This window comes from Pseudolysinimonas sp., assembly GCF_044239695.1.
In the GTDB taxonomy this organism is placed as follows: domain Bacteria; phylum Actinomycetota; class Actinomycetes; order Actinomycetales; family Microbacteriaceae; genus Pseudolysinimonas_A.
This window is the reverse complement of sequence record NZ_JBIIAW010000019.1, coordinates 1-23,676: the sequence shown is the minus strand read 5'-3', so window position 1 is coordinate 23,676 and position 23,676 is coordinate 1. Positions and strand designations below refer to the sequence as shown.

At 69.8% G+C, this 23,676-nt stretch carries 28 protein-coding genes and 1 other RNA gene; 11 read left to right on the top strand and 18 right to left on the bottom strand.

Going from position 1 to position 23,676, the window contains the following annotated elements; translation table 11 throughout:
• Positions 1-37 precede the first annotated feature (37 nt).
• A complete protein-coding gene (locus ACILQS_RS04855) occupies positions 38-1,219 on the top strand; it encodes a polysaccharide pyruvyl transferase family protein (protein ID WP_395638981.1) in 1,182 nt (393 codons plus the stop codon).
• A 3-nt stretch (positions 1,220-1,222) separates the two neighbouring features.
• Here ACILQS_RS04855 and ACILQS_RS04850 read toward each other — a convergent pair whose 3' ends face one another.
• Complete coding sequence (locus ACILQS_RS04850; protein WP_395638980.1) at positions 1,223-1,693, bottom strand: MarR family winged helix-turn-helix transcriptional regulator; 471 nt, start codon at positions 1,691-1,693, stop codon at positions 1,223-1,225.
• Between the two features lie 74 nt (positions 1,694-1,767).
• Between ACILQS_RS04850 and ACILQS_RS04845 the strand changes: the two genes are divergently transcribed.
• Both ACILQS_RS04845 and ACILQS_RS04840 read left to right on the top strand, forming a co-directional pair.
• Complete coding sequence (locus ACILQS_RS04845; protein WP_395638979.1) at positions 1,768-3,825, top strand: MMPL family transporter; 2,058 nt, start codon at positions 1,768-1,770, stop codon at positions 3,823-3,825.
• On the top strand, positions 3,822-4,043 hold the full coding sequence (locus ACILQS_RS04840; RefSeq protein ID WP_395638978.1) for a YdeI/OmpD-associated family protein: 222 nt from the start codon (positions 3,822-3,824) through the stop codon (positions 4,041-4,043). Before ACILQS_RS04845 ends, ACILQS_RS04840 begins: the two co-directional genes overlap by 4 nt.
• A 25-nt stretch (positions 4,044-4,068) precedes the next feature.
• Here the strand turns inward: ACILQS_RS04840 and ssrA are convergent.
• Positions 4,069-4,438, bottom strand: a transfer-messenger RNA (tmRNA) gene (gene ssrA, locus ACILQS_RS04835).
• A gap of 114 nt (positions 4,439-4,552) precedes the next feature.
• On the opposite strand from ssrA, the gene ACILQS_RS04830 reads away from it, so the two are divergent.
• Positions 4,553-5,245: an SIMPL domain-containing protein gene (locus ACILQS_RS04830; protein ID WP_395638977.1), complete on the top strand. Its 693-nt coding sequence runs from the start codon at positions 4,553-4,555 to the stop codon at positions 5,243-5,245.
• A 3-nt stretch (positions 5,246-5,248) separates the two neighbouring features.
• On the opposite strand, the gene ACILQS_RS04825 is transcribed toward ACILQS_RS04830, so the two are convergent.
• Positions 5,249-5,890 carry a hypothetical protein gene (locus ACILQS_RS04825; protein WP_395638976.1) on the bottom strand — a complete coding sequence of 214 codons (642 nt, stop codon included), beginning with the start codon at positions 5,888-5,890 and terminating at the stop codon, positions 5,249-5,251.
• Between the two features lie 10 nt (positions 5,891-5,900).
• Positions 5,901-6,548: a hypothetical protein gene (locus tag ACILQS_RS04820; protein ID WP_395638975.1), complete on the bottom strand. Its 648-nt coding sequence runs from the start codon at positions 6,546-6,548 to the stop codon at positions 5,901-5,903.
• 18 nt (positions 6,549-6,566) lie between these two features.
• Between ACILQS_RS04820 and ACILQS_RS04815 the strand changes: the two genes are divergently transcribed.
• On the top strand, positions 6,567-7,097 hold the full coding sequence (locus ACILQS_RS04815; protein ID WP_395638974.1) for a hypothetical protein: 531 nt from the start codon (positions 6,567-6,569) through the stop codon (positions 7,095-7,097).
• Between the two features lie 18 nt (positions 7,098-7,115).
• On the opposite strand, the gene smpB is transcribed toward ACILQS_RS04815, so the two are convergent.
• From smpB to prfB, 6 genes are all read right to left on the bottom strand, one after another.
• Positions 7,116-7,592: an SsrA-binding protein SmpB gene (gene smpB / locus ACILQS_RS04810; RefSeq protein ID WP_395638973.1), complete on the bottom strand. Its 477-nt coding sequence runs from the start codon at positions 7,590-7,592 to the stop codon at positions 7,116-7,118.
• Positions 7,593-7,657: 65 nt separating this feature from the next.
• Positions 7,658-8,569 carry a permease-like cell division protein FtsX gene (gene ftsX, locus ACILQS_RS04805; RefSeq protein WP_395638972.1) on the bottom strand — a complete coding sequence of 304 codons (912 nt, stop codon included), beginning with the start codon at positions 8,567-8,569 and terminating at the stop codon, positions 7,658-7,660.
• Positions 8,566-9,612, bottom strand: coding sequence for a cell division ATP-binding protein FtsE (gene ftsE, locus ACILQS_RS04800; RefSeq protein WP_395638971.1), 1,047 nt, complete (start codon positions 9,610-9,612; stop codon positions 8,566-8,568). Before ftsE ends, ftsX begins: the two co-directional genes overlap by 4 nt.
• Positions 9,613-9,664: 52 nt before the next feature.
• The gene (locus ACILQS_RS04795; RefSeq protein WP_395638970.1) at positions 9,665-10,933 is read right to left on the bottom strand and encodes a low temperature requirement protein A; all 1,269 of its coding nucleotides are present in this window, start codon (positions 10,931-10,933) and stop codon (positions 9,665-9,667) included.
• 9 nt (positions 10,934-10,942) lie between these two features.
• Positions 10,943-12,079 (bottom strand): MFS transporter, encoded by a 1,137-nt coding sequence (locus ACILQS_RS04790; RefSeq protein ID WP_395638969.1) that lies wholly within the window; start codon positions 12,077-12,079, stop codon positions 10,943-10,945.
• Positions 12,080-12,126: 47 nt separating this feature from the next.
• A complete protein-coding gene (prfB, locus tag ACILQS_RS04785; protein WP_395638968.1) occupies positions 12,127-13,236 on the bottom strand; it encodes a peptide chain release factor 2 in 1,110 nt (369 codons plus the stop codon).
• 34 nt (positions 13,237-13,270) lie between these two features.
• Here prfB and ACILQS_RS04780 point away from each other — a divergent pair, with 34 nt between their 5' ends.
• Positions 13,271-14,515 carry an MFS transporter gene (locus tag ACILQS_RS04780; RefSeq protein WP_395638967.1) on the top strand — a complete coding sequence of 415 codons (1,245 nt, stop codon included), beginning with the start codon at positions 13,271-13,273 and terminating at the stop codon, positions 14,513-14,515.
• Between the two features lie 36 nt (positions 14,516-14,551).
• Complete coding sequence (locus ACILQS_RS04775) at positions 14,552-15,514, top strand: J domain-containing protein (protein WP_395638966.1); 963 nt, start codon at positions 14,552-14,554, stop codon at positions 15,512-15,514.
• 10 nt (positions 15,515-15,524) lie between these two features.
• Here ACILQS_RS04775 and ACILQS_RS04770 read toward each other — a convergent pair whose 3' ends face one another.
• From ACILQS_RS04770 to ACILQS_RS04755, 4 genes are read right to left on the bottom strand one after another with little or no spacing between them, the layout of a single operon-like run.
• Positions 15,525-15,965, bottom strand: a complete 441-nt coding sequence (locus ACILQS_RS04770) for a pilus assembly protein TadG-related protein (protein ID WP_395638965.1) — start codon at positions 15,963-15,965, stop codon at positions 15,525-15,527.
• Positions 15,966-15,976: 11 nt separating this feature from the next.
• Positions 15,977-16,450 carry a hypothetical protein gene (locus ACILQS_RS04765; protein ID WP_395638964.1) on the bottom strand — a complete coding sequence of 158 codons (474 nt, stop codon included), beginning with the start codon at positions 16,448-16,450 and terminating at the stop codon, positions 15,977-15,979.
• Positions 16,425-16,811: a TadE/TadG family type IV pilus assembly protein gene (locus ACILQS_RS04760; RefSeq protein ID WP_395638963.1), complete on the bottom strand. Its 387-nt coding sequence runs from the start codon at positions 16,809-16,811 to the stop codon at positions 16,425-16,427. The genes ACILQS_RS04765 and ACILQS_RS04760 overlap by 26 nt, the downstream gene beginning before the upstream one ends.
• 4 nt (positions 16,812-16,815) lie before the next feature.
• The gene (locus ACILQS_RS04755; RefSeq protein WP_395638962.1) at positions 16,816-16,992 is read right to left on the bottom strand and encodes a hypothetical protein; all 177 of its coding nucleotides are present in this window, start codon (positions 16,990-16,992) and stop codon (positions 16,816-16,818) included.
• Positions 16,993-17,063: 71 nt separating this feature from the next.
• Between ACILQS_RS04755 and ACILQS_RS04750 the strand changes: the two genes are divergently transcribed.
• From ACILQS_RS04750 to ACILQS_RS04740, 3 genes are all read left to right on the top strand, one after another.
• Positions 17,064-17,441, top strand: coding sequence for a hypothetical protein (locus ACILQS_RS04750; RefSeq protein WP_395638961.1), 378 nt, complete (start codon positions 17,064-17,066; stop codon positions 17,439-17,441).
• Between the two features lie 202 nt (positions 17,442-17,643).
• Positions 17,644-18,021 (top strand): hypothetical protein, encoded by a 378-nt coding sequence (locus tag ACILQS_RS04745; RefSeq protein WP_395638960.1) that lies wholly within the window; start codon positions 17,644-17,646, stop codon positions 18,019-18,021.
• A gap of 110 nt (positions 18,022-18,131) precedes the next feature.
• Positions 18,132-18,623: a hypothetical protein gene (locus ACILQS_RS04740; protein WP_395638959.1), complete on the top strand. Its 492-nt coding sequence runs from the start codon at positions 18,132-18,134 to the stop codon at positions 18,621-18,623.
• Between the two features lie 215 nt (positions 18,624-18,838).
• Here the strand turns inward: ACILQS_RS04740 and ACILQS_RS04735 are convergent, their stop codons facing one another.
• On the bottom strand, positions 18,839-19,471 hold the full coding sequence (locus ACILQS_RS04735; protein ID WP_395638958.1) for a hypothetical protein: 633 nt from the start codon (positions 19,469-19,471) through the stop codon (positions 18,839-18,841).
• Positions 19,472-19,613: 142 nt separating this feature from the next.
• Here ACILQS_RS04735 and ACILQS_RS04730 point away from each other — a divergent pair, with 142 nt between their 5' ends.
• Positions 19,614-20,150, top strand: coding sequence for a hypothetical protein (locus ACILQS_RS04730; RefSeq protein ID WP_395638957.1), 537 nt, complete (start codon positions 19,614-19,616; stop codon positions 20,148-20,150).
• Positions 20,151-20,993: 843 nt separating this feature from the next.
• Here ACILQS_RS04730 and ACILQS_RS04725 read toward each other — a convergent pair.
• From ACILQS_RS04725 to ACILQS_RS04715, 3 genes are all read right to left on the bottom strand, one after another.
• On the bottom strand, positions 20,994-21,374 hold the full coding sequence (locus ACILQS_RS04725; RefSeq protein ID WP_395638956.1) for a hypothetical protein: 381 nt from the start codon (positions 21,372-21,374) through the stop codon (positions 20,994-20,996).
• 28 nt (positions 21,375-21,402) lie between these two features.
• Positions 21,403-22,764, bottom strand: a complete 1,362-nt coding sequence (locus ACILQS_RS04720) for an amidohydrolase family protein (RefSeq protein WP_395638955.1) — start codon at positions 22,762-22,764, stop codon at positions 21,403-21,405.
• Positions 22,765-22,787: 23 nt separating this feature from the next.
• Positions 22,788-23,676 (bottom strand): hypothetical protein (locus tag ACILQS_RS04715; RefSeq protein WP_395638954.1); only part of this gene is annotated, 889 nt, incomplete at its 5' end.

Below are 23,676 nucleotides of genomic sequence, written 5' to 3'. Positions count from 1 at the left end.
GGTAGCGTTGTGCCCCGATCCCCCGCTAAGGAGTTCCGTGAAGATCGTCGCCCTCGGGGACGTCGGCGTCGTCGACGGCATGATGCACATCGGCGACGAAGCGATGTTCGAGGCGCTCGTCGCCGAGCTTCGCACCCGGGGAGCCACCGAGATCACCGGGCTGAGCTCCGCGCCGGCCGAGACGGCGTCCCGCTATGGGGTCGACGCGGTCTCGCGGCTCGGCTTCCCCGGCGATCGGGCGGCGGGCCGGGAGCGTTTCGACGCGGTACTCGCCTGCGTCGCGGGCCGTCGTGCGCTGCCCGGCGACGACCCGATCTGGGCCGTCATGGATGCCGTGGAAGCGGCCGACGGGGTCGTGATCGCCGGCGGCGGCAACCTGGCCTCCACCTGGCCGTCCCACGTCTTCGAGCGCGCGGCGCTCGGGGCGATCGCGACCGCCGCCGGGCGCCCCCTCGTCGTGAGCGGGCAGACCCTCGGGCCCGACCTGGTCCCGGAGGATCGCGACCTCGTGCGCGGCCTCCTCGCCGGCGCCCGCCGGATCGGCCTCCGCGAGCCCGCCTCCGTGCGGCTCGCGGCCGACCTCGGCGTGCCGGGCACCGCGACCCTCGACGACGCGTCGTTCCTCGGATTCGACGACCCCGCGCCGGCGGTCGAGCCGGTGCTGCTGGTGAGCCTCTCGACCCACCTGGGCGGCCGCCCGCGCGACGCCGTGGTCGCCGGACTCGCCCGCGCGCTCGACGCGGTGCACGCCGAGACGGGGTTGCCGATCCGCTTCCACGCCCACTTCGGCTCACTCGAGCCGGGCGTGACGCGCGGCGACGCGGTGCTGCACGACGAGGTGCGGGCGGCTCTGCGCAGCGACTCCGCCGTCGTGCCCACGGGCGACTCCCGGGCGGCCGCCCACCTCGCGCGATCCGCCGGGATGCTCGTCACCGGCCGCTACCACCCCGCGGTGTTCGCGGCCCCCGCGGGGGTTCCGATCGCGGCGCTCGTCGTCGACGCGTACACCGACGTCAAGCTCCGGGGCGTGCTCGGGCACTGGGACCAGACCGGGATCGTCCAGCTCGACACCGTGGCGAGCGGGGATGCCGCGGGCCCGCTGCTCGCGATCGCCGACCGCGGTGACGACATCCGATCGTCGACGGTCGCGGCGCTTCCTGTTCGACGCCGAGACGCGGCGGACTGGTGGGGCCTCGTTGCGAGCGACCTCGCCGGGTAGCGGTCAGACCGGCGTCGTCGAGGGCGCAGTCGTGAGCGACTCGACGCCGATGAGATAGGCGGCCTCGACGTCGGCGAGGAACCGCTCGATGACCTCGTAGTCGTCGGGCGTGTAGTCCTGCCCGCGACGCTGCAGTTCCGCGATCATCGGGCCGAGAAGGCCCGCCACCGAGCGGAACGAGTCGGGATTCGGAACGACCTGGATGCTGCGCCCGTCGCCGGCGTGCGGCACGCGCGAGGCGTGGCCGGTCGCGACCAGTCGGTCGATGACGCCGGTGACCGCGCCGGGCGTGATGTTGAGGCGCGCCGCGAGCTCCCGGGCGGTGAGCGGACCTTCCCGCCCGAGCCATTCCATCGCGTCGAGCGACGTGCCGTTGAGTTCGACCGCGACGGCCAGCGCCGCGTGGATGCGCTGGGAGAGCGCGCCGATCCGGCGCAGGCTGTCGAGATGGGTCGGCGTGCGCTGCTCGGCCATCGGACCTCCTCTCCCCCCGATTCTAGGCGCCCCCCGACTTTGATTTAGTTGCCTTGCTAAACTAGATTCGCCTCATGCGCCTCCCCTCTCTCGTCGGACGTCTGCGTTCCTGGATCGTTCTCGCCTTCGCCGTGCTCCTCTCCGGAGCCGCCTTCGCGCTCATCCCCGCCGAAGAAGGAACGAGCTTCCCGGCCTCCGGTCTCGCCGACACCGTCGAGTCGGCGCAGGTGGCCGCGCTCCTCGAGGAGGCTCCGAGCGGCGACACCACGGTCGGCATCGTCGTGATCACCCGCGCCGACGGCGACGACCTGGACGCCGGCGACATCGCCGATGCCTCCGCCGCCGCCGAGCGCCTCGCCGACCTGGCGATCGAGCCGCGCGCGGTCGTGCCGGTGCCGTCGGACGACGGCTCCGCCGTGCTGATCGTCGTGCCTCTCGAGCAGGAGGCGGTCAACGATGACGTCGCGGCCGCCGCGACCGAGCTGCGGGATGCCGCCGCCGACGGGCTCCCCGACGCACTCGAGGCGCGCCTCAGTGGACCCGTCGGCTTCCAGGCCGACATCTCCGACGCCTTCGCCGGCGCCGACTTCCGGCTGCTGGCGATCACCGCCGCGGTCGTCGGCATCCTGCTGATCATCACCTACCGCAGCCCGGTGCTGTGGATCGTCCCGCTGCTCACGGTCGGCATCGCGGACGGCCTCGCCCGGGTGGTGGTGGGTTGGCTCGCGCCGCTCGTCGGGATCGACCTCGACCCGTCGGTGTCGGGCATCCAATCGGTGCTCGTCTTCGGCGCCGGCACCAACTACGCGCTCCTTCTCGTCGCCCGCTATCGCGAGGAGCTGATCCGCCAGCAGGATCGCGTCGCGGCGATGCGCACCGCCCTGCGGCACGCCGGCCCGGCGATCCTCGCCTCCGGCGGCACCGTCGCCGCCGCGCTCCTGCTGCTCCTCCTCGGCGACCTGGGCGGCACCCGCGCCCTCGGCTTCGCCTGCGCGGTCGGCATCGGCATCGCACTGCTGTTCGGCCTGCTCGTGCTCCCCGCCGCCCTCGTCGTCTGCGGACGCGGGTTGTTCTGGCCCCTCGTGCCGAAGTACGACCCGGAGGCCGACCCGCAGAGCCGCAGCCTCTGGGCGCGCATCGGACGCCGCGTCGCGGCCCGGCCCGCCGTCGTCGCGGGCGTCGCCGTCCTCGGACTCGCGGTGCTCGCGTCGGGCCTCGTCGGCGCGAAGGTCGGGCTCTCGCAGACCGACCAGATCCTCGGAGACCCGGAGTCGGTGCAGGCCCAGCGCATCATCGAAGAGGCCTACCCCGCGGGTCTCACCGCACAGACCGTGGTGCTCGCGCCGAGCGCTGGCGCCGACGACGTCGTCGCGCTGGCCCAAGGGGTCGACGGGGTCGAGTCGGTGCGCGCCGGCGAGAGCTGGGACGACCTGACCCGCATCGACGTGACCCTCGACGCCGAACCGCAGAGCGACGACGCCTTCGCGGTCATCGCCGATCTGCGCACCGAGCTCCGCGACGCCGGGGGCGAGGTGTCTGAGGCTCTCGTGGGAGGGTCGGACGCGACCGCCTTCGACGTGCGAACGGCGTCCTCGCGTGACCAGGCCCTCATCCTGCCGCTCATCGCCCTGGTGGTGCTCGTCATCCTCGCGCTGCTGCTGCGGTCGCTCGTCGCCCCGTTCATCCTGGTCGCGACCGTGCTGACGACGTTCTTCGCCAGCCTCGGCGCCTCGAACTTCGTGTTCCAGCAGATCCTCGGCTTCCCGGCGTTCGACACGAGCGTGCTGCTGTTCGGCTTCCTCTTCCTGGTGGCTCTCGGCGTGGATTACAACATCTTCCTGGTGACCCGCGCGCGGGAGGAGCGAGTCGCCCTGCCGACCCGCCCGGCGATGATCCGCGCCCTCGGCGGGACCGGGGCCGTCATCACGAGCGCCGGCATCCTGCTCGCCGCCGTGTTCGTCGTCCTCGGCGTGCTGCCGGTCGTCGCCCTCGCGCAGATCGGCGTCATCGTCTGCATCGGCGTGCTGCTCGACACCCTCGTCGTGCGCACCGTGCTCGTTCCCGCGCTCGTCTTCCTCCTCGGTGACCGCTTCTGGTGGCCGGCGAAGGTTCCGAGCGTCGACGCGGCGTGACGGCAGACCGTCAGCCGGTGCCCGGCGACCTGAGGGCGGCGCTCGCGCTGTTCTCGCGGGCGACCGAGGCCTTCGACGCGCTGGACAGCGCTCAGCGAACGGCGCTCATCGAGTGGATCGACGCGGCCCCGACCGAACGGGAGCGCGCGGACCGGGTCGCCGAGATCGCGGTCCGCGCGAACATCGGGGAACTCGCCGACCTGGCGGCGAGCGGCTGACCCGACAGCGTGCGACAACGGCGAATGGTGGAGATGGGGGGAATTGAACCCCCGTCCATCGCTGAGGACCTGCGCCTTCTCCGGGCGCAGCTCGTGAGAGCGTTCTACTCGGCTCCGACCTTTGCCACGAGCATCTAGGTCGACGAGCCCAGCCTCAGTGAAAGTCCCGCGAACCCCTGAGACTCAGGTTCGCAGCAAGTCCTCTAGATGACGCCAGGATCCGGGGCGAGAACATACCCGGACTGACGGACTCGGTCTACGCCTTAGGCGGCGAGAGCGAAGTCGGTGCGCTTAGCATTGGCACCTGTTTTTTGAGGGGAGCGTTGACGAGATAACCCCTCATCCTCGGCCCGCTTCTCGCAGCTTCACAGACGATGTCGAAACCGATCATCCCCATGGAGTCCTTCCGTGGAGGGGAAGGCGCCGTTGTCGCACGCTGTGGAGTTGTGAATCGGCCTCGGCGAACCGTGGCCAGCCCTTGAGTCTACGCCGGATGCGACAATGACGCCATGAGCCTGAACGACGCAGCCGAGACGATCATCACGGTGCAGGGCACGGCGTCGGACTGGTTCGAGGCGGAGCGCGCGACCGTGAGCGTGACGGTCTCCCACGACGGCCCGAAGCGCGAGCCGGTGTTCGCGGCCACGACCGCGGTCGGCGCGCAGGTGACTGCGGCACTGAACGCCCTCGAGGAGTCGGGCGCCGTCACCCGCTGGTCGAGCGACCGGGTGAGCGTCTGGTCGAACCGACCGTGGAACAACGAGGGCAAGCAACTGGCGCCCGTGTACTACGCCGCGCTGTCGGCATCCGCTCGCTTTCAGGATTTCGACGCGCTCAGCTCGTTCGTCGAGCAGTTCGCCACCGTGACCGGCGTGACGATCGCGTCGATCGCCTGGGACCTCACCGAGGAGCGTCGTCTCGCGGTGACGACCGACATCCAGACCCGGGCGGTTCAGGATGCCACCGTCAAAGCCACCACCTACGCGCGGGCCGCCGGGCTGTCGAACGTGACCGCCGTCGCGATCGCCGACCCCGGGATGCTCGGCGACGCGGGCTCCGGAGGCGGTGGCGCGATGCCGATGGCCCGCGGCGCCGGGAAGATGATGATGGCGATGGACACCCAGGGTGGGTCGCAGCTGACTTTCACGCCCGACCGCATCGAGGTGTCGGCGAGCGTCGACGCGCGGTTTCTGGCCCGCTGACCCTCAGCCGACGATCGCGAACAGCGAGACGACGACCCCGCCGAGGAACGCGCCGGCCCCACCGATCGCGAGACCGAGCGAGACCTTGAGCGAGGCGTTCGCGCCCGAGACACCCAGCAGCAGCAGGGCGAGCGCGAAGATCGCCGACGCCACGGTGATGAGCAGCCCGCGGCCGCCGATCTCGTCGGACGCCGCGAAGGCGACCGCCGACGCCCGGTTCGCCGCGTAGGTCGGCGCGAGCCCGGACGCCATGTAGTCGGAGCTGACCAGCGGATAGAACTCATCCGTATAGCCGCTCTCGACCCAGGCGTCCCAGGCCGTGGCGAGTCCGGGCGATCCGGCCTCGAGCAGCACCGTCTGCCGCTCCCGCAAGGGGTCGACGTCGGCGGCCCCGTTGTCGATGTCGAACTGGATCGCGAGCGCCTGGCCCAGCCGGTCGGCGTCGTCGAAGGAGGCGAGCTGGGAGGCGATGTTCGTCGCGAGGCTCTCGTCGCGCAACTGTCCGGCGACGCCCGCGTACTCCCCCGACTGCCGCGACCACTCCGACGCCTGGTACGCGCCGGCCGCCGTCGCGACCGACACCAGACCGAGCAGGATCGCGGTCGCGATCTCGAGCATGCTCCGCAGCCGCGTCTCGTCTCTCATCGCGGCCCCCTCAGTACGCCGTCGACATCAGGAACAGACCGAACACGAAGACGAGAGATCCCATCGCGAGCGTCACGTACCGGGCCGCTCGGAGGCGGTTGATCCCGGCGACGCCGTACAGGAAGAGCGCGAGGGCGAGCACGAGGGAGGCCTGGCCGAAGACCGCCGAGCGAGCCTTCAGCGTCGACGCCTGTTCCCCGAGTTCGCGCGACGTCGCCGTCAACGCGTCGACGTCGCCGTAGAGCGCGACCCGGTAGTCGGGCAGGTCGGTGGGGCGGGCGTCGTCGGGGAACCCCGCGGCCCACCACGCGTCGAAGGATCCGTCGGGAAGGTAGAACGCGGTCGCCACCTTCGTGCCCAGGTCGCCGTAGACATCCAGGGCGCGATCGAAGTCACCCGCGGCGAGCGCGAGGTCGTACTCCTGGGCGAGCGGGCGGGCCTCGAGGATGGCCGCGAGGTCGCCGCGTTCGCGCAACTGGGAGACGACCGCGATCGAGATGCTCTGGTCGCGGGCATCCGCGGCGTCGGAGGCGAGGCGGTCGGCGGTGTCGTTCCACAGGCTCGACTGGAGCACCCCGAGGGCGGTCACGAGCGACACGACACCGAGGGCGACCGCCGTCGCGATCTCGAGGCCGCGCCCTCCGGTCCGGGTGTCCACATCCGATACCGTATCGCTGTGACCGACGCCGTCGAAGCCCGCCCCCGTCACTGGTCCGCGCTCCCCGGATGGGCCCGGATCGGCATCCTCGCCCTCGTCGTCGTCATCGTCGGGCTCGTCGCCTTCGTGGTGGTGCGAGTCGCGACGCGCGTCCCTCCCGTGCCGCTCGGCGTGACCGCTCTCGACGACCTCCGCCCGGGTGCCTGCCTCGAGGAGTCGGCGCGCGATCTCGACGAGTACACGGTCGTCGCGTGCGGCACCGCGCATCCCCAGCAGGTGTTCGCCCCGGCCGAGCTCGAACTCGACCAGGCCACCTACGACCTCGTCGACTCGTCGCTGGCGATCTTCGCCGACAAGCTCTGCCTGCGCTACCTGGAGTACCGGCTCTTCCTCATCGAGGGGCTCCCGTCGGGCGACTACACGGCGTACGCGATCGCGATCCCCGACTCGGCGGCGTACCTCGCCGGCGACACCGAGGCCCTCTGCGTGATCGCGCCGGAGACCGACGGCAGCACGATCACGGGCGACCTCCACCGCCCGCTGCCGTAGCGGCGGGCCCTCGCGCCGCTACTCGCCGAGGTGACGGCGCGACGAGATCGCGCGCTGGGCCTCGCGCTTGTCCTGCCGCTCGCGCAGCGCCTGACGCTTGTCGTACTCGCGCTTGCCCTTCGCGACCGCGAGTTCGACCTTCGCGCGGCCTTCGGAGAAGTAGATCGAGAGCGGGATGAGGGTGTACCCGCCCTCCTTCGTCTTGTGCGAGATCTTGATGATCTGCGCCTTGTGCAGCAGCAGCTTCCGCTTGCGCCGGGTGGCGTGGTTGGTCCACGACCCGGATCCCCACTCGGGGATGTGCACGGCGTCCAGCCACATCTCGGTGCCGTCGATGAACGCGTAGCCGTCGACGAGCGAGGCCTTGCCCTCGCGCAGCGACTTCACCTCGGTGCCGGTGAGCACGAGACCGGCTTCGTAGGTGTCCTCGATCGTGTAGTCGTGACGCGCCTTGCGGTTCGTCGCGACGACCTTCTGACCCGATTCCTTCGGCATCTCGACTCACCTCCTTCGCGTTCGTAGCCCGAGCAGCCGCCCAGTCTAACCCGAAGGCGGCGGTCTCACGCCTGGAGGTAGCGGCGGATGGCGACGGATGCCGACAGCGCGGCGAGCAGGGCACCGAGGCCCAGCAGGATGGGGGCGACGAGCAGCGCGTCCGCCGTGCCGACGAAGCCGATCGTCGGGAGCGCCTCGACGAGGTACCCGCCGACGAAGAACTGGGTGAGCGCGAAGATGGCCGCGCCGGCGAGCGCCGCACCGATGAGCGCGGCGAACACACCCTCGAGGATGAACGGCGTCTCGATGAACCGGTTCGAGGCGCCGACGAGGCGCATGATCGAGATCTCCCGGCGTCGGGAGAACGCGGAGAGCCGGATGGTCGTGGCGATGAGCAGGGCCGCCGCGACGAGCATCAGCGCGGCGATGCTGACGGCACTGAGACTCAGGGTGTTGATCAGGGCGAAGATCGGCTCGAGCGCCGCGCGGTCGTCGCGCACCTCGAAGACACCGGGCATCCCACTGATCTGGTCGACGATGATGTCGGCCTGGTCGGGGTCGACGAGCTTCACGCGGAACGCCGACGGAAGCGCTTCGGGCGTCACCACGTCGGCGATCGGACTGTCGCCCAGTGAGCCGACGAAGGTGTCGTACGCCTGCTGGCTGGTCTCGAACTCGACGCGTTCGACGTACGGGGCGAGTGTGGCCCCGTTCAGCTCGTCCTCGACGTCATCCATCTGGCTCTGGGTCACCTCCTCGTTCGCGCAGTCGTCCCCGTCGAACTGGGTGCAGAGGTAGACGGCGACCTGCGCCCGGTCGTACCAGTAGCCCTTCATCTGGGTGATCTGGAACTGCAGCAGGATCGCGGCGCCGACGAAGGTCAGCGAGATGAACGTCACCAGCACGACGGAGACGACCATCGACAGGTTGCGGCGCAACCCCTGCCCCACCTCGCCGAGCACCAGCCCGAGTCTCATCGGTCGCTCCGCAGCGAGTCGGGGGCTTTCGGCCAGACGAATCCGGGCGGCGGACCCGACCCGGGTTCGGGGATGACGGCGGGACGCCGGGTGGTCGGCGCGACCGGAGGAGCGGATGCCGGGGTCGCCTCGGCCGGTTCCGTCGCGTCCGCCGGGGGCTGGTCGTCGGTCGCAGCGGCGGGAGCCAGGATCACGTCGATCGGGTCGGTCGTCGGAGCGACCTCCTCGACCGTGATCGGCACGGCGGTCGACGGGGCGACGGCCGGGGTCGGGGTCGGGGTCGGCTGGGGAGTCGGGACGGCGGCGGCGAGGTCGTCGAACGAGGGTTCGGCCTTCCGCACCTTCTGCATCGGCATCGACTGGGTCTGGTAGCCGCCCTGCCGCTCGTCGCGCACGATCTGACCACCGACGAGTTCGATGACGCGCCGCTTCATCGAGTCGACGATCCCGACGTCGTGGGTCGCCATGAGCACGGTCGTGCCGTTCGCGTTGATCGTCGCGAGCAGCGTCATGATGCCGGCGCTCGTGGCGGGGTCGAGGTTTCCGGTGGGCTCGTCGGCGAGCATGATGGCCGGCTTGTTGACGACGGCCCGGGCGATCGCGACGCGCTGCTGCTCACCGCCGGAGAGTTCGTGGGGGTAGCGGTTCTGCTTGCCGCCGAGGCCGACCATCTTGAGCACATCGGGCACGGCTTCCTGGATGAAGCCCTTGCTCTTGCCGATCACCTGAAGCGTGAACGCGACGTTGTCGAAGACGGTCTTGTTGGGCAGCAGCCGGAAATCCTGGAACACGACCCCGAGGCTGCGCCGGAAGTAGGGGACCTTGCCGCTGGAGATGGCGGCGAGCTCTTGCCCGAGCACGAAGATCTTGCCCTTCGTCGGCCGATCCTCCTTGAGGACGAGGCGCAGGAACGAGGACTTGCCCGATCCGGAGGCCCCGACCAGGAACACGAACTCGCCTTTGAGCACCTCGAGGTCCACGCCGTTGAGCGCAGGACGGGAGGTGCCCGGATAGGTCTTGGTGACGCCCTCGAACCGGATCATGACCGGACCAGGCTAAGTCGGCATCCTCTTTCTCACGGGTGCGACACTCCCCCTAAGCGAGGGTGCGCGCGACGGCCGCCGCGAGGTGCCGGTGCCCGATCGCCTCGAAACCGACGATCGTCACGACCGGGGCCAGCATCACCACGACGAGGCTCCAGCCCAGCGACATCCCATTCGCGGCCAGGAGGACCGCGAGGCCGAGCACCGCCATGGTGCCCAGGAACAGTCCGACGTGGAACGGGTCGAAGCCTCGAACCAGGAGGCTGTAGAGCGCGAAGTAGAGCAGCGATGCGATGGCGACCGGGATCGCGGTGGCGAGCACCGCCCCGACGACGCCGATCGTCGCCTCGCCCTCGACCACGTAGGCCGCGACGTGCAGACCGGCGCCCACCGCCGCGGTGGCGGCGAGCAGCGGGATGTGGACGTATCCCCAGACGAAGGAGCGCTGCCGATGGCGCCCCAGCACCGCCGCCGACGGGATGATGAAGTAGTTCCACCACAGCCCGAAGGTGAGCCCCACCCCCGCGATCGTGACGAGCACGGCCTCGGAGCTCCAGCCCACCCGGTCCACGAGCACCGAGACTGCAGCGATCGTGCCGAGGATGCCTTCCCCGAGGGTGATGATCATCAGCAGCCCGTAGCGCTCGGCGATGTGATGCGCGTGCCACGGGGTGCCGCCGGTGCGACGCTCGGCGAGGATCGGCCCGACCAGCTCGATCGCGTAGAGCAGGGTGAGCACGGGGACGGCCGCCGCGATCGGTATCTCGAGGAAGATCGCCGCGACCCAGCCGACCTGGGCGACGCCGAGCGACACCGCGTAGGCGAGCGCGACCGGCCGATGCGCCGGATCCTGCACCGCGACCCGGATCCACTGCGCGAGCATCGCGACCCGCATCACGACGTATCCCGCGACGACGACGGTGTTGTCGATCGTCTCGCCGTGATCGATCGAGTGGAAGACGGCGGGGATGCCGAGCGCGAGCACGATCACGCCGACCATCTGCACCATCGTCGTCACGCGGTAGAACCAGTCGTCGGTGTCGAAGGCCGACGCGAACCACGAGAAGTTGATCCACGCCCAGATGACGGCGAACGAGATGAACGCGAACGCGAGGATCGCGGCCGAGACGTGACCTTCGGCGACGAGGTGGGACATCTCGTTGCCGGCCTGGGCGAAGGCGACCACCAGAGTCAGATCGAAGAGCAGTTCCAGCGGGGTCGCCGCGCGGTGGCCTTCCTGCGGGTCGCGCCCGGTCATGCGGCGCAGACGGTGGTGGGCGCCCGGGGCGCGGGGCGCGGCGAGCGGGGAGGCGGCGGTCACCGCACCAGATTAGGCGGCGCGCGCCCGCGGACGACGGAGCTGGATAAGCAGCCCGACGGCGGCGAGTACGACGATCAGCGCCGTCCAGCCGACGATCACCGTCAGCAGCCCGAGCGGCGCGATGAGCTGGCCGGCGACCACCGCCGGGATGCCGAGGGCGAGGTAGGCCGCGACGTACACGGCGGCGAAGGTGCCGGCCCGCTGGTGTTCGGGGGCGAGGGGGGCCAGCCCGCGGAAGATGGCGCCGAACGCGGCCCCGAAGGCGAGCGCCTCGATGACCCCGCCGATCCAGACGAGCGCGATGGTGGCCGTCAGGATGCCGACGACGATGACCCCGACTCCGACGACGAGCCCGGCCGCTCCCCCGCGCAGCGCGTACGGCACCGCGACGCGGCCGAAGACGACGCTGCCGATGCAGACCGAGAGACCGTGGATCGAGCCGGTGAAGCCGTCGATGAATCCGGAGTCGACGTGCAGGATGCCGTGCACGACGGTCGGCGCGAGCCCGAGGAAGAGCGACCCGGTCATCCAAGCGGCGACGAGGATCGGCAGCATCCGCACGAAGAACGAGCGCGCTTCGGCCGGGACGACGACCTGCGGGATGAGCGACCTCAGCACACCCGGCACCCGGGTCGTGGTCTCCGGAGCCAGCACGGTGATCACGAGTCCGAGCACCAGCAGGCCGGCGACGACGGCGAACAGCACCTCGTCGGCGTTCTGGTCGAAGAGCTCGACGGCGATCCCGCCGAACAGGGCGCCGAGCCCGAGTCCGCCGACCGGGGCCGCGGCCGCGACGACCGGGCCGACGCGCGTTCCGGGCTTCGCGAGCTCGACGAGCGCCGCCGTGTACGCCGCCGTGACGACGCCGACCGCGAGGCCCTGCACGGCCCGCGCCGCGATCACCCACTCGATCGACGGCGCGAGCATGAACATCGCGATCGAGCCGAGGGCGACGACGAGCGAGACCAGGATGACCGGCTTGCGTCCCAGGAAGTCGGAGAGCGAACCGCCGACGAGTAGCGCGGCGAGGAAGGTGAACGCGTAGATCGCGAAGGCGAGGGCGACGAGCGAATCGGGGAAGCCCCACTCGCGCTGCCAGACGATGAGCAGGGGCGTCGGCGCGCCGCTCGCGAGATAGAGCGACACGAGCGTCGCGGTGAAGCCGACGAAGGCGAGCGGACGGGGAAGCGTGATCAGTCCTCGACCCGCGACTTGCGCCAGCGGATGCCCGCGGCGATGAACCCGTCGAGGTCGCCGTCGAAGACGACGGCCGGGTTGCCCACCTCGTGGCCCGTGCGCAGGTCCTTCACGAGCTGCTGCCCGTAGAGGAAGTAGGAGCGCATCTGGTCGCCCCACGACGCGGTGATCGTGCCGGCGAGTTCTTTCTTCTTCGCGGCCTCCTCCTCGCGCTGCAGCAGCATGAGGCGGGTCTGCAGCACGCGCATCGCGACCGCGCGGTTCTGGATCTGCGACTTCTCGTTCTGCATCGACACGACGATGCCGGTCGGGATGTGGGTGATCCGCACCGCCGAGTCGGTCGTGTTGACACTCTGACCGCCGGGACCGCTCGAGCGGAAGACATCCACCCGGATGTCGCCTTCCGGCACCTCGACCTCCTTGGCCTCCTCCATGACGGGGATGACCTCGACCGCGGCGAAGCTGGTCTGCCGCTTGTCGGCGGAGCCGAAGGGGCTGATGCGGGCGAGGCGGTGGGTGCCCGCCTCGACGCTCAGGGTGCCGAACGCGTAGGGCGCATCCACTTCGAAGGTCGCCGACTTGATGCCCGCGCCTTCCGCGTAGGAGGTGTCGAGCACCTTGACCGGGTACTTGTGGCGCTCCGCCCAGCGCAGGTACATGCGCATGAGCATCTCGGCGAAGTCGGTGGCGTCGTCGCCGCCGGCGCCCGAGCGGATGGTGACGACGGCTCCGCGGTCGTCGTACTCGCCGTCGAGCAGGATCTGCACCTCGAAGTCGCCGAGCGTCTTCTGCAGGGCGACGAGTTCGTCGCGCGCCTCCTGGGCGGCCTGCTCGTCGTCGCCTTCGATCGCGAGTTCGACGAGCACCTCGAGGTCGTCGAGCCGGGACTCGATGCCGACGATGCGCGCGAGCTCGGACTGCCGATGGCTCAGCGCGCTCGTCACCTTCTGCGCGGCATCCGGGTCGTCCCAGAGGTCCTGGGCGCCGGCTTTCTCGCTCAGGTCGGCGATCTCGGCTTCGAGTCGCTCGACGCCGATGACGCTGCGGATGTCGTTGAACGTGCTGCGGAGGGCCGCGATTTCTGCGCCGAGGTCGAGGTCGATCATGACCGGTCCAGACTACGGCGTAACGTGAGCAGGGATGTCCGCCCTGGATCCGCCCTTCCGCTGGCGGTCGATCGTCGTCGTCGTGTTCCTGCCGACGATCGTCTTCTCGATGGGGCAGTTCGCGCTCATCCCGGTCATCCCGGCTCTCGCCAGCGGACTCGGCACCGACCTCGGCGGTGCCGCGCTCATCGCCTCGATGCTCGTCGTCGGGCAGTTGCTGGGCGACATCCCGAGCGGCGCGATCGTCGCCCGCATCGGCGAGCGGCGCGCGATGCTCGCCGCCGCCGGGCTCGCCCTGGTCGGGGCCGTGGCGCTGGTGGTGGCGCCGCATCCCGCGGTGCTCGGTCTCGGGGTGCTGCTCATCGGCATCGCCGGGGCCGCGTTCGGCCTCGCGCGACACGCCTTCATGACCACGTTCGTGCCGGTGCACATGCGGGCGCGCGCCCTGTCGACGCTCGGCGGCAGCAATCGGCTCGGGGCCGTCGCCGGACCGTTCGCCGGCGCCGCGCTGCTGACCCTCACCGGGCAGCCGGCGAGCGTCGTGGCGCTTCTGGCGGTCTGCTGCTTCCTCGCCGCGACCCTGCTGCTGGTGCTGAAAGACCCGGGGGCCGCGCTCTCCCGCGGGCCGCGCACGCCCGGCGAGGCCGAGATCGGTCTCGAGGGGACGAACCTCTGGAGCACACTCGCGAGCAAGCGGAAGGTGCTGCTCAGCGTCGGCGTCGGCGCGGCCCTGCTCTCCGGCCTGCGCCAGGTGCGCCAGGTCGTGCTGCCGGTGTGGGCGGTCAGCATCGGGCTCGACGAAGCGACCACCTCCGTCATCATCGGTGTGGCGGGGGTCGTCGACTTCTCGCTGTTCTTCCTCGGCGGCTGGATCATGGACCGCTTCGGGCGGCTGTGGGCGATCCTGCCGTGCACGATCGGCCTCTCGGCCGGGCTCCTCGCGCTGTCGTTCACCCACGACCTCGACACCCGGGTGGGCTGGTTCGTCGGCATCGCCCTCTTCCTCTCGGTCGCCAACGGGCTCGGCTCGGGCATCCTCATGACGCTCGCCGCCGACCTCGCCGACCGCCGCAATCCTGCGCCCTTCCTCGGCGCCTGGCGCTTCACCGTCGACCTCGGCGGGGCGGGGGCGCCGATCCTCGTCACGGCGATCACGGCGGCGCTCAGCCTGTCGGTCGGGGTCGCGACGCTCGGGGTCCTCGGGCTCGTCGGAGCGCTCATCCTGCGCATCTCCGTGCCCCGGTACGTGTCGTCGCGGCCCGGGCAGCCTCCGGCGTAGAGCGAACTCACGCTCCGCGTGCCGGAGAATATCCCGGTGCCCAGCCCGCTCGCCCTCAGCCCGTACACGGTGCTCGGGGTCGCGCCGACGGCGAGCGAGGCCGAACTGCGCCGCGCATACCGGGTGAAACTGCGCGAGACCCACCCCGACACGGGCGGGTCGGCGGTGCAGTTCCACCGGGTGCAGCGCGCCTGGGAGCAGGTCGGCACCGCCGAGGCCCGGGCCGCCTATGACTCGGGGACGACGCGCTCCGGCGGTTCCGACGAGCCCGAGCGCACGTTCGCCCCGCCCGCTCCGGCCGCCCGCACGACCTCCCGGCCGCAGGCGCGCACGCACGGGCATCCCGGCGGCTGGTATCGCGAGCAGTACCTCGACCTGCTGCAGGAGTGGGTCGGCCGGGGGGCCGCGATCCCGAACCCGTACGATCCGCAGCTCGTGCGCTCGGCGCCGCGTGAGATCCAGCATCTGCTCGCCTCGGCGATCGCCGAGGAGGACACCGCCGTCGTGCTCGCCGGGCTCGGCATCGGCTTCACGATCTGGAACGACGTGCGCACCGACCCCGGTCGCCGCCCCGAGAACGGGCTGACCGCGGGGCCGCAGGGGGCCGCCGGCAAGATCGACCACATCGCGCTCGGCCCGAGCGGGCTGTGGGCGATGCTCAGCGAGGACTGGGGCTCGAGCGTGTCGACGAAGCGCGGCGAGGTCATCGGCGCCGGACTCGCCCGCGACGAGAGGCCGTTCGCCGAACTCGCGGGCCGGGCCCGACGCTTCGAGAAGGAGGCGAAGGTGCGGTTCACGGCGCTGGCGATCGTCGTGCCCGACGGCGCCGCCCCCGAAGGCGTCGTCGCCGTCGGCTCGATCCGCGGGGCGAAGACCTTCCTCGTCGAGCGCCCGCGCCTGGCGAACCTGGTGGGCACGCGGGCATCCGGGGTCTCCTTCGGCGGCACCGACCATTTCGAGGTGCGCACCCGGGTGCAGGCCGCCGCACGCTTCGTCTAGCGACGACCCGTCAGCCGAAGACCGCGCGGGCCGTCGCCGTCGTCTCGATGCGCCAGCCCTCGGGAAAGAACACCGTCACGATCGGCGGACGCCAGATCGCCGAGAGGGTGACCGTCGCGGTCTCGCCGTCGCGGGTCGTCGCCTCTTCGAGCTTCAGCCCCTCGAACCCGCCGTTCGGCGTGCCGCCCAGGAACGCGGTGACGTCCCGGTGCACATCGGCCGGCTCGAGCAGGGCCTCCGGGCGGCCGGTCGCGACGCTCACCTCGGCGAGGTCGAACGCCTCCGCACCCACGAGGGCGGCGCCGTCGGCGAGCGTGAACAGCTGCTTGCGCTCGAGATAGAGAGAGGATGCCGCCGCCGCGACCAGCACGAGCGCGAGGGCCAGCGCGCCGAAACCGGCGACGAGGGGCAGCGTCGACCCGTCCTCCTCGGCGAGCCGCACCCGCCTCATCGCGACCCTGCTCATCGAGCCCCCGCGAACCGCGACACCTGCTCGGTCGACACCGCGTCGATCGGCACCCCCAGCGGAATGTCGGCCTCGAGCACCGCGGGGAAGAGCGGCAGCGGTGCCGCCGTCGAGATCGACACGGTGACGAAGCCGCGCCGCGTGAGGCAGTCCGCCGGGTCGGGCCGGCAAGTGATGACGACCCGGGCGTCGGCGGCATCGAGCCCGTAGTCGGCGAGCGTCACCGCGACAGCCCGGGATGCCGCGGCCTCCGCCTGCGCGAGCGACTCAGCCTGCACGAACACCCGCGACGCCTGCCGCGCAGCTCCTTCGACGGCGAAGGACGCGCTCTGGATCGACGACAGCGCGAGCACCAGGTAGACGGTCGGCACGAGCAGCAGGATGCCGACGGTGATGAACTCGATCGACGCGGAACCCTCATCCCGGGCCAGCCGCGCGAGCCGATCAGTCCAGCGTCTCGATCGCCGCATGGCCCGACACCTCCAGCCCGCCCCCGACGCCGATCAGCCCGATCACCGGAAGGGTCGTGCGCACCGTGACCGTCACTGCGGGGTGGCCCATCCACTCCCCCGTTCCGACGGCGACGTCGGTGGCGTAGTCGGGTCCGATCGCCTCGGTGATCAACTGCCGGGCGCGCACCACCCCGTCGGCGGGGACGTTGTCGGCGAGCGCCGCGAACCGCGCGCCTTCGGCGGCCGCATCCTGCACCGTGTTGCGCACGTGCAGCGCGAGACCGAGCTGGATCACGGCGAGCGTCAGCAACGTCAACAGCACTCCGACGAGGGTGAACTCGACGACCGCGGAACCGGTGTCGTCGCGGAGCCCGCGCATCGGCTCAGAAGCCGGTGACCCGGGCGAGCGCGCTCTCGAAGATCTCCCCGAGGGCCGGCCCGGCGATCGCCCAGATCGCGATCACGAGCCCGGCGGTCATGAGCGAGATCAGCACCCAGCCGGGGACATCTCCGTTGGAGTTGTGGACCAGTTCCGAAAGCTTTTCCCTGACCTTTTTCATGTTGAGCATGGTCGCTCGAAGAGCGAAAGTCGGGAGAAACATATCCACAGATCGATCGCTAGCCTGTCGGCATGACCGATGGCCCGTCTGGCCTCTCAGCGAGCGAAGCCGACGCGCGCTTGCACGGAGCGCAACTCGATCTGAGCACGATCACGCTCGAAGGCGGCAAGTTCTCCATCGACGGTTGGGCCTACGGAAGTCACGCCGGTCGCGGTGCGAAGTTCGACGTCCGCATCAGTGTGCTCGACGTCGGAGATTGGCGGCTGATCGATGAGGCCCGGATCGGCATGCTAGACATCCACGAAGTCACTGAAACCGGGACCGGCCTGAAAATAGAAGGTCACTTCCCGACCGAGATCCATCTGACCACCGAAGGTCGCCGGGTCGAGATCGAGCAGAACCAGCAGCCGTTCAGCGTGCGCCGCTGGTTCCGGTGGAAGAGCGTCTAGCCCGACCGCTTGACAAGTTGCGCGTCGTTAGCGCAATTACATGACAGCCCACCCGGGGACGTCGCCACGCTCATGACGGAGGAGATTCACAAGTCGTCGCATCCCTGATTTCATTCCTGCATCGTGGCGCGCCTGCGAAAGTGTCGTCAGCCGCTGTCCACAGGCGGTTGACCGCTACGCGGAGAGTCGAGAAGATCGGGCCATGGGCAGCGACTTGCACCTCACTCCGGGTGAGCGGGAGTTGCTGAGCGCGGCTGAAGACGACGAGATCGACGTCAGTTGGGCGTGCATCCATCTGGGTGTGCGCTCCAATGGCCCGCCAAGCCCGATTCGCGCGACTCCCGAGGAGATCGACGCGTGCTTCGTTTCGTTGAAGCGTCTGAACGACCTCGGGTTGATCAGCGTCGGTCGGATGGAATATGTCGACGGCGGGCCGCCAGGGCGGGTAGCGCCGGTTCACCACGTCAGCGAACCGATCGATCTGGTGAAGGGTCGTGTCCTGGATGTCGCGAGGACCGCGGTCGATGCTTGGGAGTGGGCCTTCTCGGCCTGGATCGTCCTCAGAGAGTCGGAGACTTGACTACTCCGCTGTCATAGGCGGATTGCGATGACAGCCCAACCCGCGAAATCCCCTCGGTCGTCGTCCCGCAGACGGGCGCCAATCTCGTGCCTTAGCGCTAGCCTCGCCCAATGCAGGTTGACCCGCTGCTCTCACTCCTCGTCGGCGCCCTCGGCGCGGCGCTCCTCGGACTCCTCGGTGCGTGGATTCAGTCGCGGCGCGAAGATCAGCGCTGGATACGTGAACAACGACTAATCGCGTACACAGACTTCTTGAGCGCCACACGAGGCTTCTCCGTCGACGTCGACGGCGCGGATGACCTAAAGATGCCCGGTGACATCCGAGAGCACCTGTCGCGGATCAACCTTCTGGGGCCGGATGCTGTCGCAGGTGCCGCAGGCTCGGCCGTGATGGCAATGAGGGAGATGGTCCGGTGGGAAGAAGTGACGGGAGGAAGGCCAGACCCGGTTGAGGGTAAGAGGTTGGTCAAGGCCCTGCGAGACCATAGCCGCGCGACGCTCGACTTCGAGATTCACGCTCGAAAGGCTCTCGGGATCAGGCGGCCCACGAGATCAGCGCTCGTCGCGGATATGCTGGAAGCGATGGACTCGACCCGCCGGTAGGGCCGCACCAAACGTCTTCGATCGCGTTGTGATGTTCATGCCCGCATCGAACGCCCGTCGACCAACCACTTCGATTTGGCACTCGCGCGCATCCAGTCTCGAACCAAGATCATTGTTGCCACCATCCCCGCGAGAGTAAGCCTCAACGAGAGCGTGATTGGCTTTCTGATCTGACGCGCCACACAGTGACTTCTACACCGCTGCGATCGGGTTATCTAGCGTGGATCGATTTCTTCGACCGGAGTCCGGTCAAGGAACTCAATCGCCCCGGCTAGGTCCTGGAACATTGGGTACACGGCGCCGAGATGGGGCCCGCTGAGGCCCCATCCACCAACTCCCTCCACCAGTTTGGCTAGGGGGTTGGGACTGGGCCTGTCCGCCCGGAAGATTGACCAACTCCCGTCGGTCTCCCGCTCGCACAGCCACTGACCGATCCGCTTCGCCATGTCGCCATAGTCGGCCCCGACTTGCAACTTCTTTGGGTGTCCGTGCGGGAGCGTGTACTGCCTTGCTAACGGCGGCTGTCGGCTTTCTCGCTGGCTCGCGGTCCGGCTGGTCACCGCATCGATGTAGTTGCCGAGCTCGAAGCGCACATCGTTCTCTAGCGCTTCTAGGTGAACCGGGTGGGCTTTCTTCGGCGTCGGACTAACTGCGTTGACCCCGGCGACGATTGCAAGAACCAGGCCTGCAGCGATTGCCACGCCGGCGCCGATCAGGATGGCCGCTTGCCACCAGTAAGCCCACCAAGGGTCCGGGGCTTTCAGCGACACGGCGATCGAGACGACTACGAAGTAGGTGCCGACAGCCGCCGACGCAGCTGCCCAAAGCCAACCGGCGGCCTTCATCATGGTGAGAGATTAGCGGTCTGAGCGCGCCCGGTTACCTGCCCCCGATGGCGCTGCGGGCACCTTCGGGTCGGGATGTCGGAGTCACACTGGCAGACGGTGAAGGGCGTGCGCGCAGAAGCCGACCGTGGGGCTACCTCGCGGCATGGAGCCCAAGGAGCACCCGTCCCCGCAGCTCAAAGTCCAACATTTCCTCGCGACCGTCGACGACTACGAGCGCCTAGAACGAACGTTCCCGATGCCGACCCAGATCAACATCTTCGGGCACCGAGAGGACGAGGAGTCCCGGTGGGCCGCAGTCCTCCACGGGGCACTTCTCAGGAAGTACTTCGCGCCGAACGATCGGCTGGAACTGAGCCGGGTTGTGACCGCCCTTCGGAGCTGCGTCGTTACGGAAGACCTCCCCGAGCAAGAGTGGGCCGAGATCGTCGAGAACGTCGGGAAGTACGAGACGACGACTCGCTACGGCGAGGAGGCCTACTCCGAGACCGACATCCTCATCCACTACCTCCACGGGCGATACCTGCACGGCGACTACGGCAAGTGGGCCTCGACCCTGGCACATCGGCCAGCGATCCCTGACGGCGCATTCTGGTCGGCGACCCACTCCCGAGCGCGTCGAGTGCTCACCCTCGCCGAGTGGATTCGTGGAGGGATCGACGCCGGGACCGTCCTCCTCTAGGTCGACCCCGGGCGCAGCAGACGGCCCCGGGCCAACTGCTCCCGGGGGCCGCTGCTACGCGGTGACCTAGACGCGCACCTGGCGTCCACAGTTGCCACAACGCATGATCCCGTGACGGGTCACGCGCACACCATAGAAGGTGTGGTGGCAGTACGGACAGGTCAAGGTGGGGATGGAAGCCATCTCCGTGCCCTTCCGGTGCACTGCGCTCACCCCCTCTGTCTGACCCGGCGTGTATATACGACGTGTGTAATACAAAGGGAGCTAGGATCTTTGGTTGAGAGGACCTGGAAGAAATCTCGGCCGTGACCCCGGAGCGCTTTGACTGGTTCGCCAGCAACTTGCTGTCGGGGTCGTGTGCTACCTGGGACAATCTTACGAACGCCGGCCGACGTCGACTGGGACGACACGCCCAAGCTCAATGCGCGCTTCCGGCCACCTGACACGCTACCTTTCGTCTCCTCGCCCGCCCCCCAAAGGGAGGACACGGGCTAAGAAGGTTACCGAGTCGCCCTCAAAAAACTGATTCGGGATCGTTCAGCGACGTCACGACTCGTCGGGACGATCCTCACCCGTCCGGGGCTCCGTCCGGCCGACACCTCGACGTCCAATGCTTAGATACACGGCGGCTCTCGTCGGCATGGCCGGAGGTACCCCGGATGTGTTGCTCTATCGCATGGTCTCTATCAGCACCCAACCCGGGACATCCCCTCGGTCGTCGTCCGCAGCCGGATGCCGATCTCGTGGCTGATGTGACGAACCCTGATTTGCATGCCGACAGGCTCCCCCGTCGCCCCATGCGGTGCGTCCCGTTGTCCACAACCCGCCCGAGGAGCGTGACGCTCAGGGCAGGGGCGCGCGGTCCGGGTCGGCGAAGGCCGCTCGGGCGGCGTCCGAGTTCAGCAGCGCCGGGGTGTAGTAGTCGTCGAGCAGGTCCCGGCGGCGCAGCTCCGGATGCGCGGCGAGTAACGCGTCGAAGCCCCCCTCGAATCCCGCGCGGGCCGCGACGACGATCCGGATCCACGCGACGGTGCGGGTGTCGTGATACGCCTCGGGTTTGCCGTTCGCCGCGGCCATCCGGCGGATGCCGTCGCGCACGAACGCGATCGTCGCGTCGAGGTCCGCCCGCCTCGTGTGGGCGAACACCACCCGAAGGTGCTCCTCGTGCGGGAACGCGCGCAGGGTTCCCGCGGCGAAACGCTCCAGCAGCTCGTCGTCGTTCATGCGGTCATTCTGCCGAAACGGCGGGCCCCTACGCCGGCCAGCCGTGCTGCGCGGCGATGCGCGGCAGCCGCTCATGCAGCTTCGCCGCCGCCTCCGCCGCAAGCGGGTTCGCCGACACGACGCCGTCGTGCTGCCGCACTCCCCCGACGTACACGGCCTTGAGGTTGCGCAGCGAGCAGGCGAGCACATACGAGTCGAGCGGATGCCAGAGCGGACCGAGGTCGGGCTGCCGCGGGTCGACGACGACGAAGTCGGCGAACTTGCCCGGTTCGAGCGACCCGACCCGGTCGGCGACGCCGAGCACCTCGGCCGAGCCGAGGGTGTGCATCCGCAGCATGTCGCGCGGCATCATGCTCAGCGGATCGCCGGTCGCCGCGCGCTGGGCGTAGATGCCGATGCGCATGTTCTGCCAGGGGTCGGAGACGTCGGTGCAGGCCTGGTCGTCAAGGCCGACGCCGATCGTCATGCCGCGCTCGCGCATGTGCGGGATGTCGGCGATGCCGCTCGCGAGGCGACCGTTCGACGCGGGCTGCCACGACATCCCGGCCCCGGCCTCGGCGGCGCGGTCGATGATCTCGGGCGTCGTCTGGATGAAGTGGCCGAAGATCAGCGACGGCCCGAGCGCGCCGGCCTCGGCGTACCACTCGAACTTCGAGCGCTGCAGTTCGACCTCTTCGCGGGTCTCGAGGAAGTGGGCCTCGTTGATGACGCCGAACCGCCGCATCGCTTCGACCTCGAGCTCGGCGGTGTCGCGGCGCGGCGACCACTGCACGGCGCCGAAGATCGCCGAGCCGAGCCGCAGATCCTGGTCCGCGGCGTCGTCGTGAGCGAACGCCGCGCCGAGCCTCTCGAAGATCTCGTCGTCGGAACCGACCGTGGCATCCATCCCGACCGCGTTGATGTAGCGGATGCCGGCGTCGGCCTTCGCATCCGCCTGCCGGGTGAGGTACTCCAGCGGGCGCATCTCGCCGACCCCGGCCCGTTCGCCGTTCACCATCGCGACCCACGACAGCCGCGGATCGGTGAAGTCGAACGCCGTCGTGACCCCGTTGGCGAGGAAATCGAGCGAGCCGTGCAGCGTCGACCAGTAGAGGTCCTCGGGCGAGCAGTGCGCCGTGAAGCCGAGCATCGAATCGCACCAGCCGTACAGCGTCTGGTCGACGCCGAGCCCGCGCAGCCCCGACGTGAACAGGTGGCTGTGCGCCGAGACGAACCCGGGGGCGACGAACGCGCCGGCGACGTCGAGCACCTCGGCCTCGACGACGGGCGGGGTGCCCGACCCCGTCGACACGATGCGCCCGTCGTCGCCCACGAGCATCCAGCCCCCCTCGACCACATCGGGGCCGTCGGCGGCGATCGGGATGAGCAGGGCGTTCACGACGAGCAGCATGGGCACATGCTGTCAGCCGTGCGTTACGACGACGTGTCGGGGACGTCGCCGAAGGTGCCCCAACTCAACTCGGGTCCGTTCGGGCCGAGCACCGAGAGCTGGAACGGGATCGAGTACCCCTCCGGGTCGGCGTCGGCGAGGGCGGGGTCGCGCAGTTGCGCATCCACGCGCACCCGCTGCTCGTCGGTCAGGCGCGCCACCCACAGCTCCGGCCACCGGTTCCCGGGCGTCGTCAGCGACTGCAGCTCGACCTCCGACTCGGGATTCTCGACGGCGATCCGGATAACGGCCTCGATCGACTCCGCCGACATCCGCTCGGGGAGGTGCACGATGTGCAGCCGCGGTTGCTCGCCGGCGTAGGAGTAGGTGCCGCCGTCGGCGAAGGCGGGCAGCGCGCTCAGCGTTCGGAAGGTCGCCGCAAAGGTGTCGAGCGAGGAGAGCTGCACCGTCGGCCACCCGTCGGCGGCGATGTGAACGCCGGCCACGTCGGGCACCTTCTCCAGCGCGAGCAACAGGGTGAGCGTCGCCTCTGCCTCGTCCGGGTCACCGGGGTAGACCTCCTGAGTCCAGGGCGCGAGCGGCGTCACGTCAGTAGCGGGGTCGGGGCCACCGGTCGCGCGGACGAGCGTGACCCTGCCGGGCCAGACGCCCTCCTCGGCGAGCGCCGCCGACGCGCGAGCCGCGGCGAGAACGGCCTCGTCGTCGGCCTCCTGAGCGATCACCACCGTCAGATACTCGTCGTCCGCTGACGCGTCAGCGGAGAGCACGCCGTCGAGGGCGGTGATTCGCTCGAGCAACCACGCCGCGGGCGACGGGGACGGCGCCGGAGCACCCGGCATTCCGGCGCAGCCGCCGAGACCGAGCAGCACACCGACGACCGCGAGGACCCTGATCCGATTCCACACGGCGTGA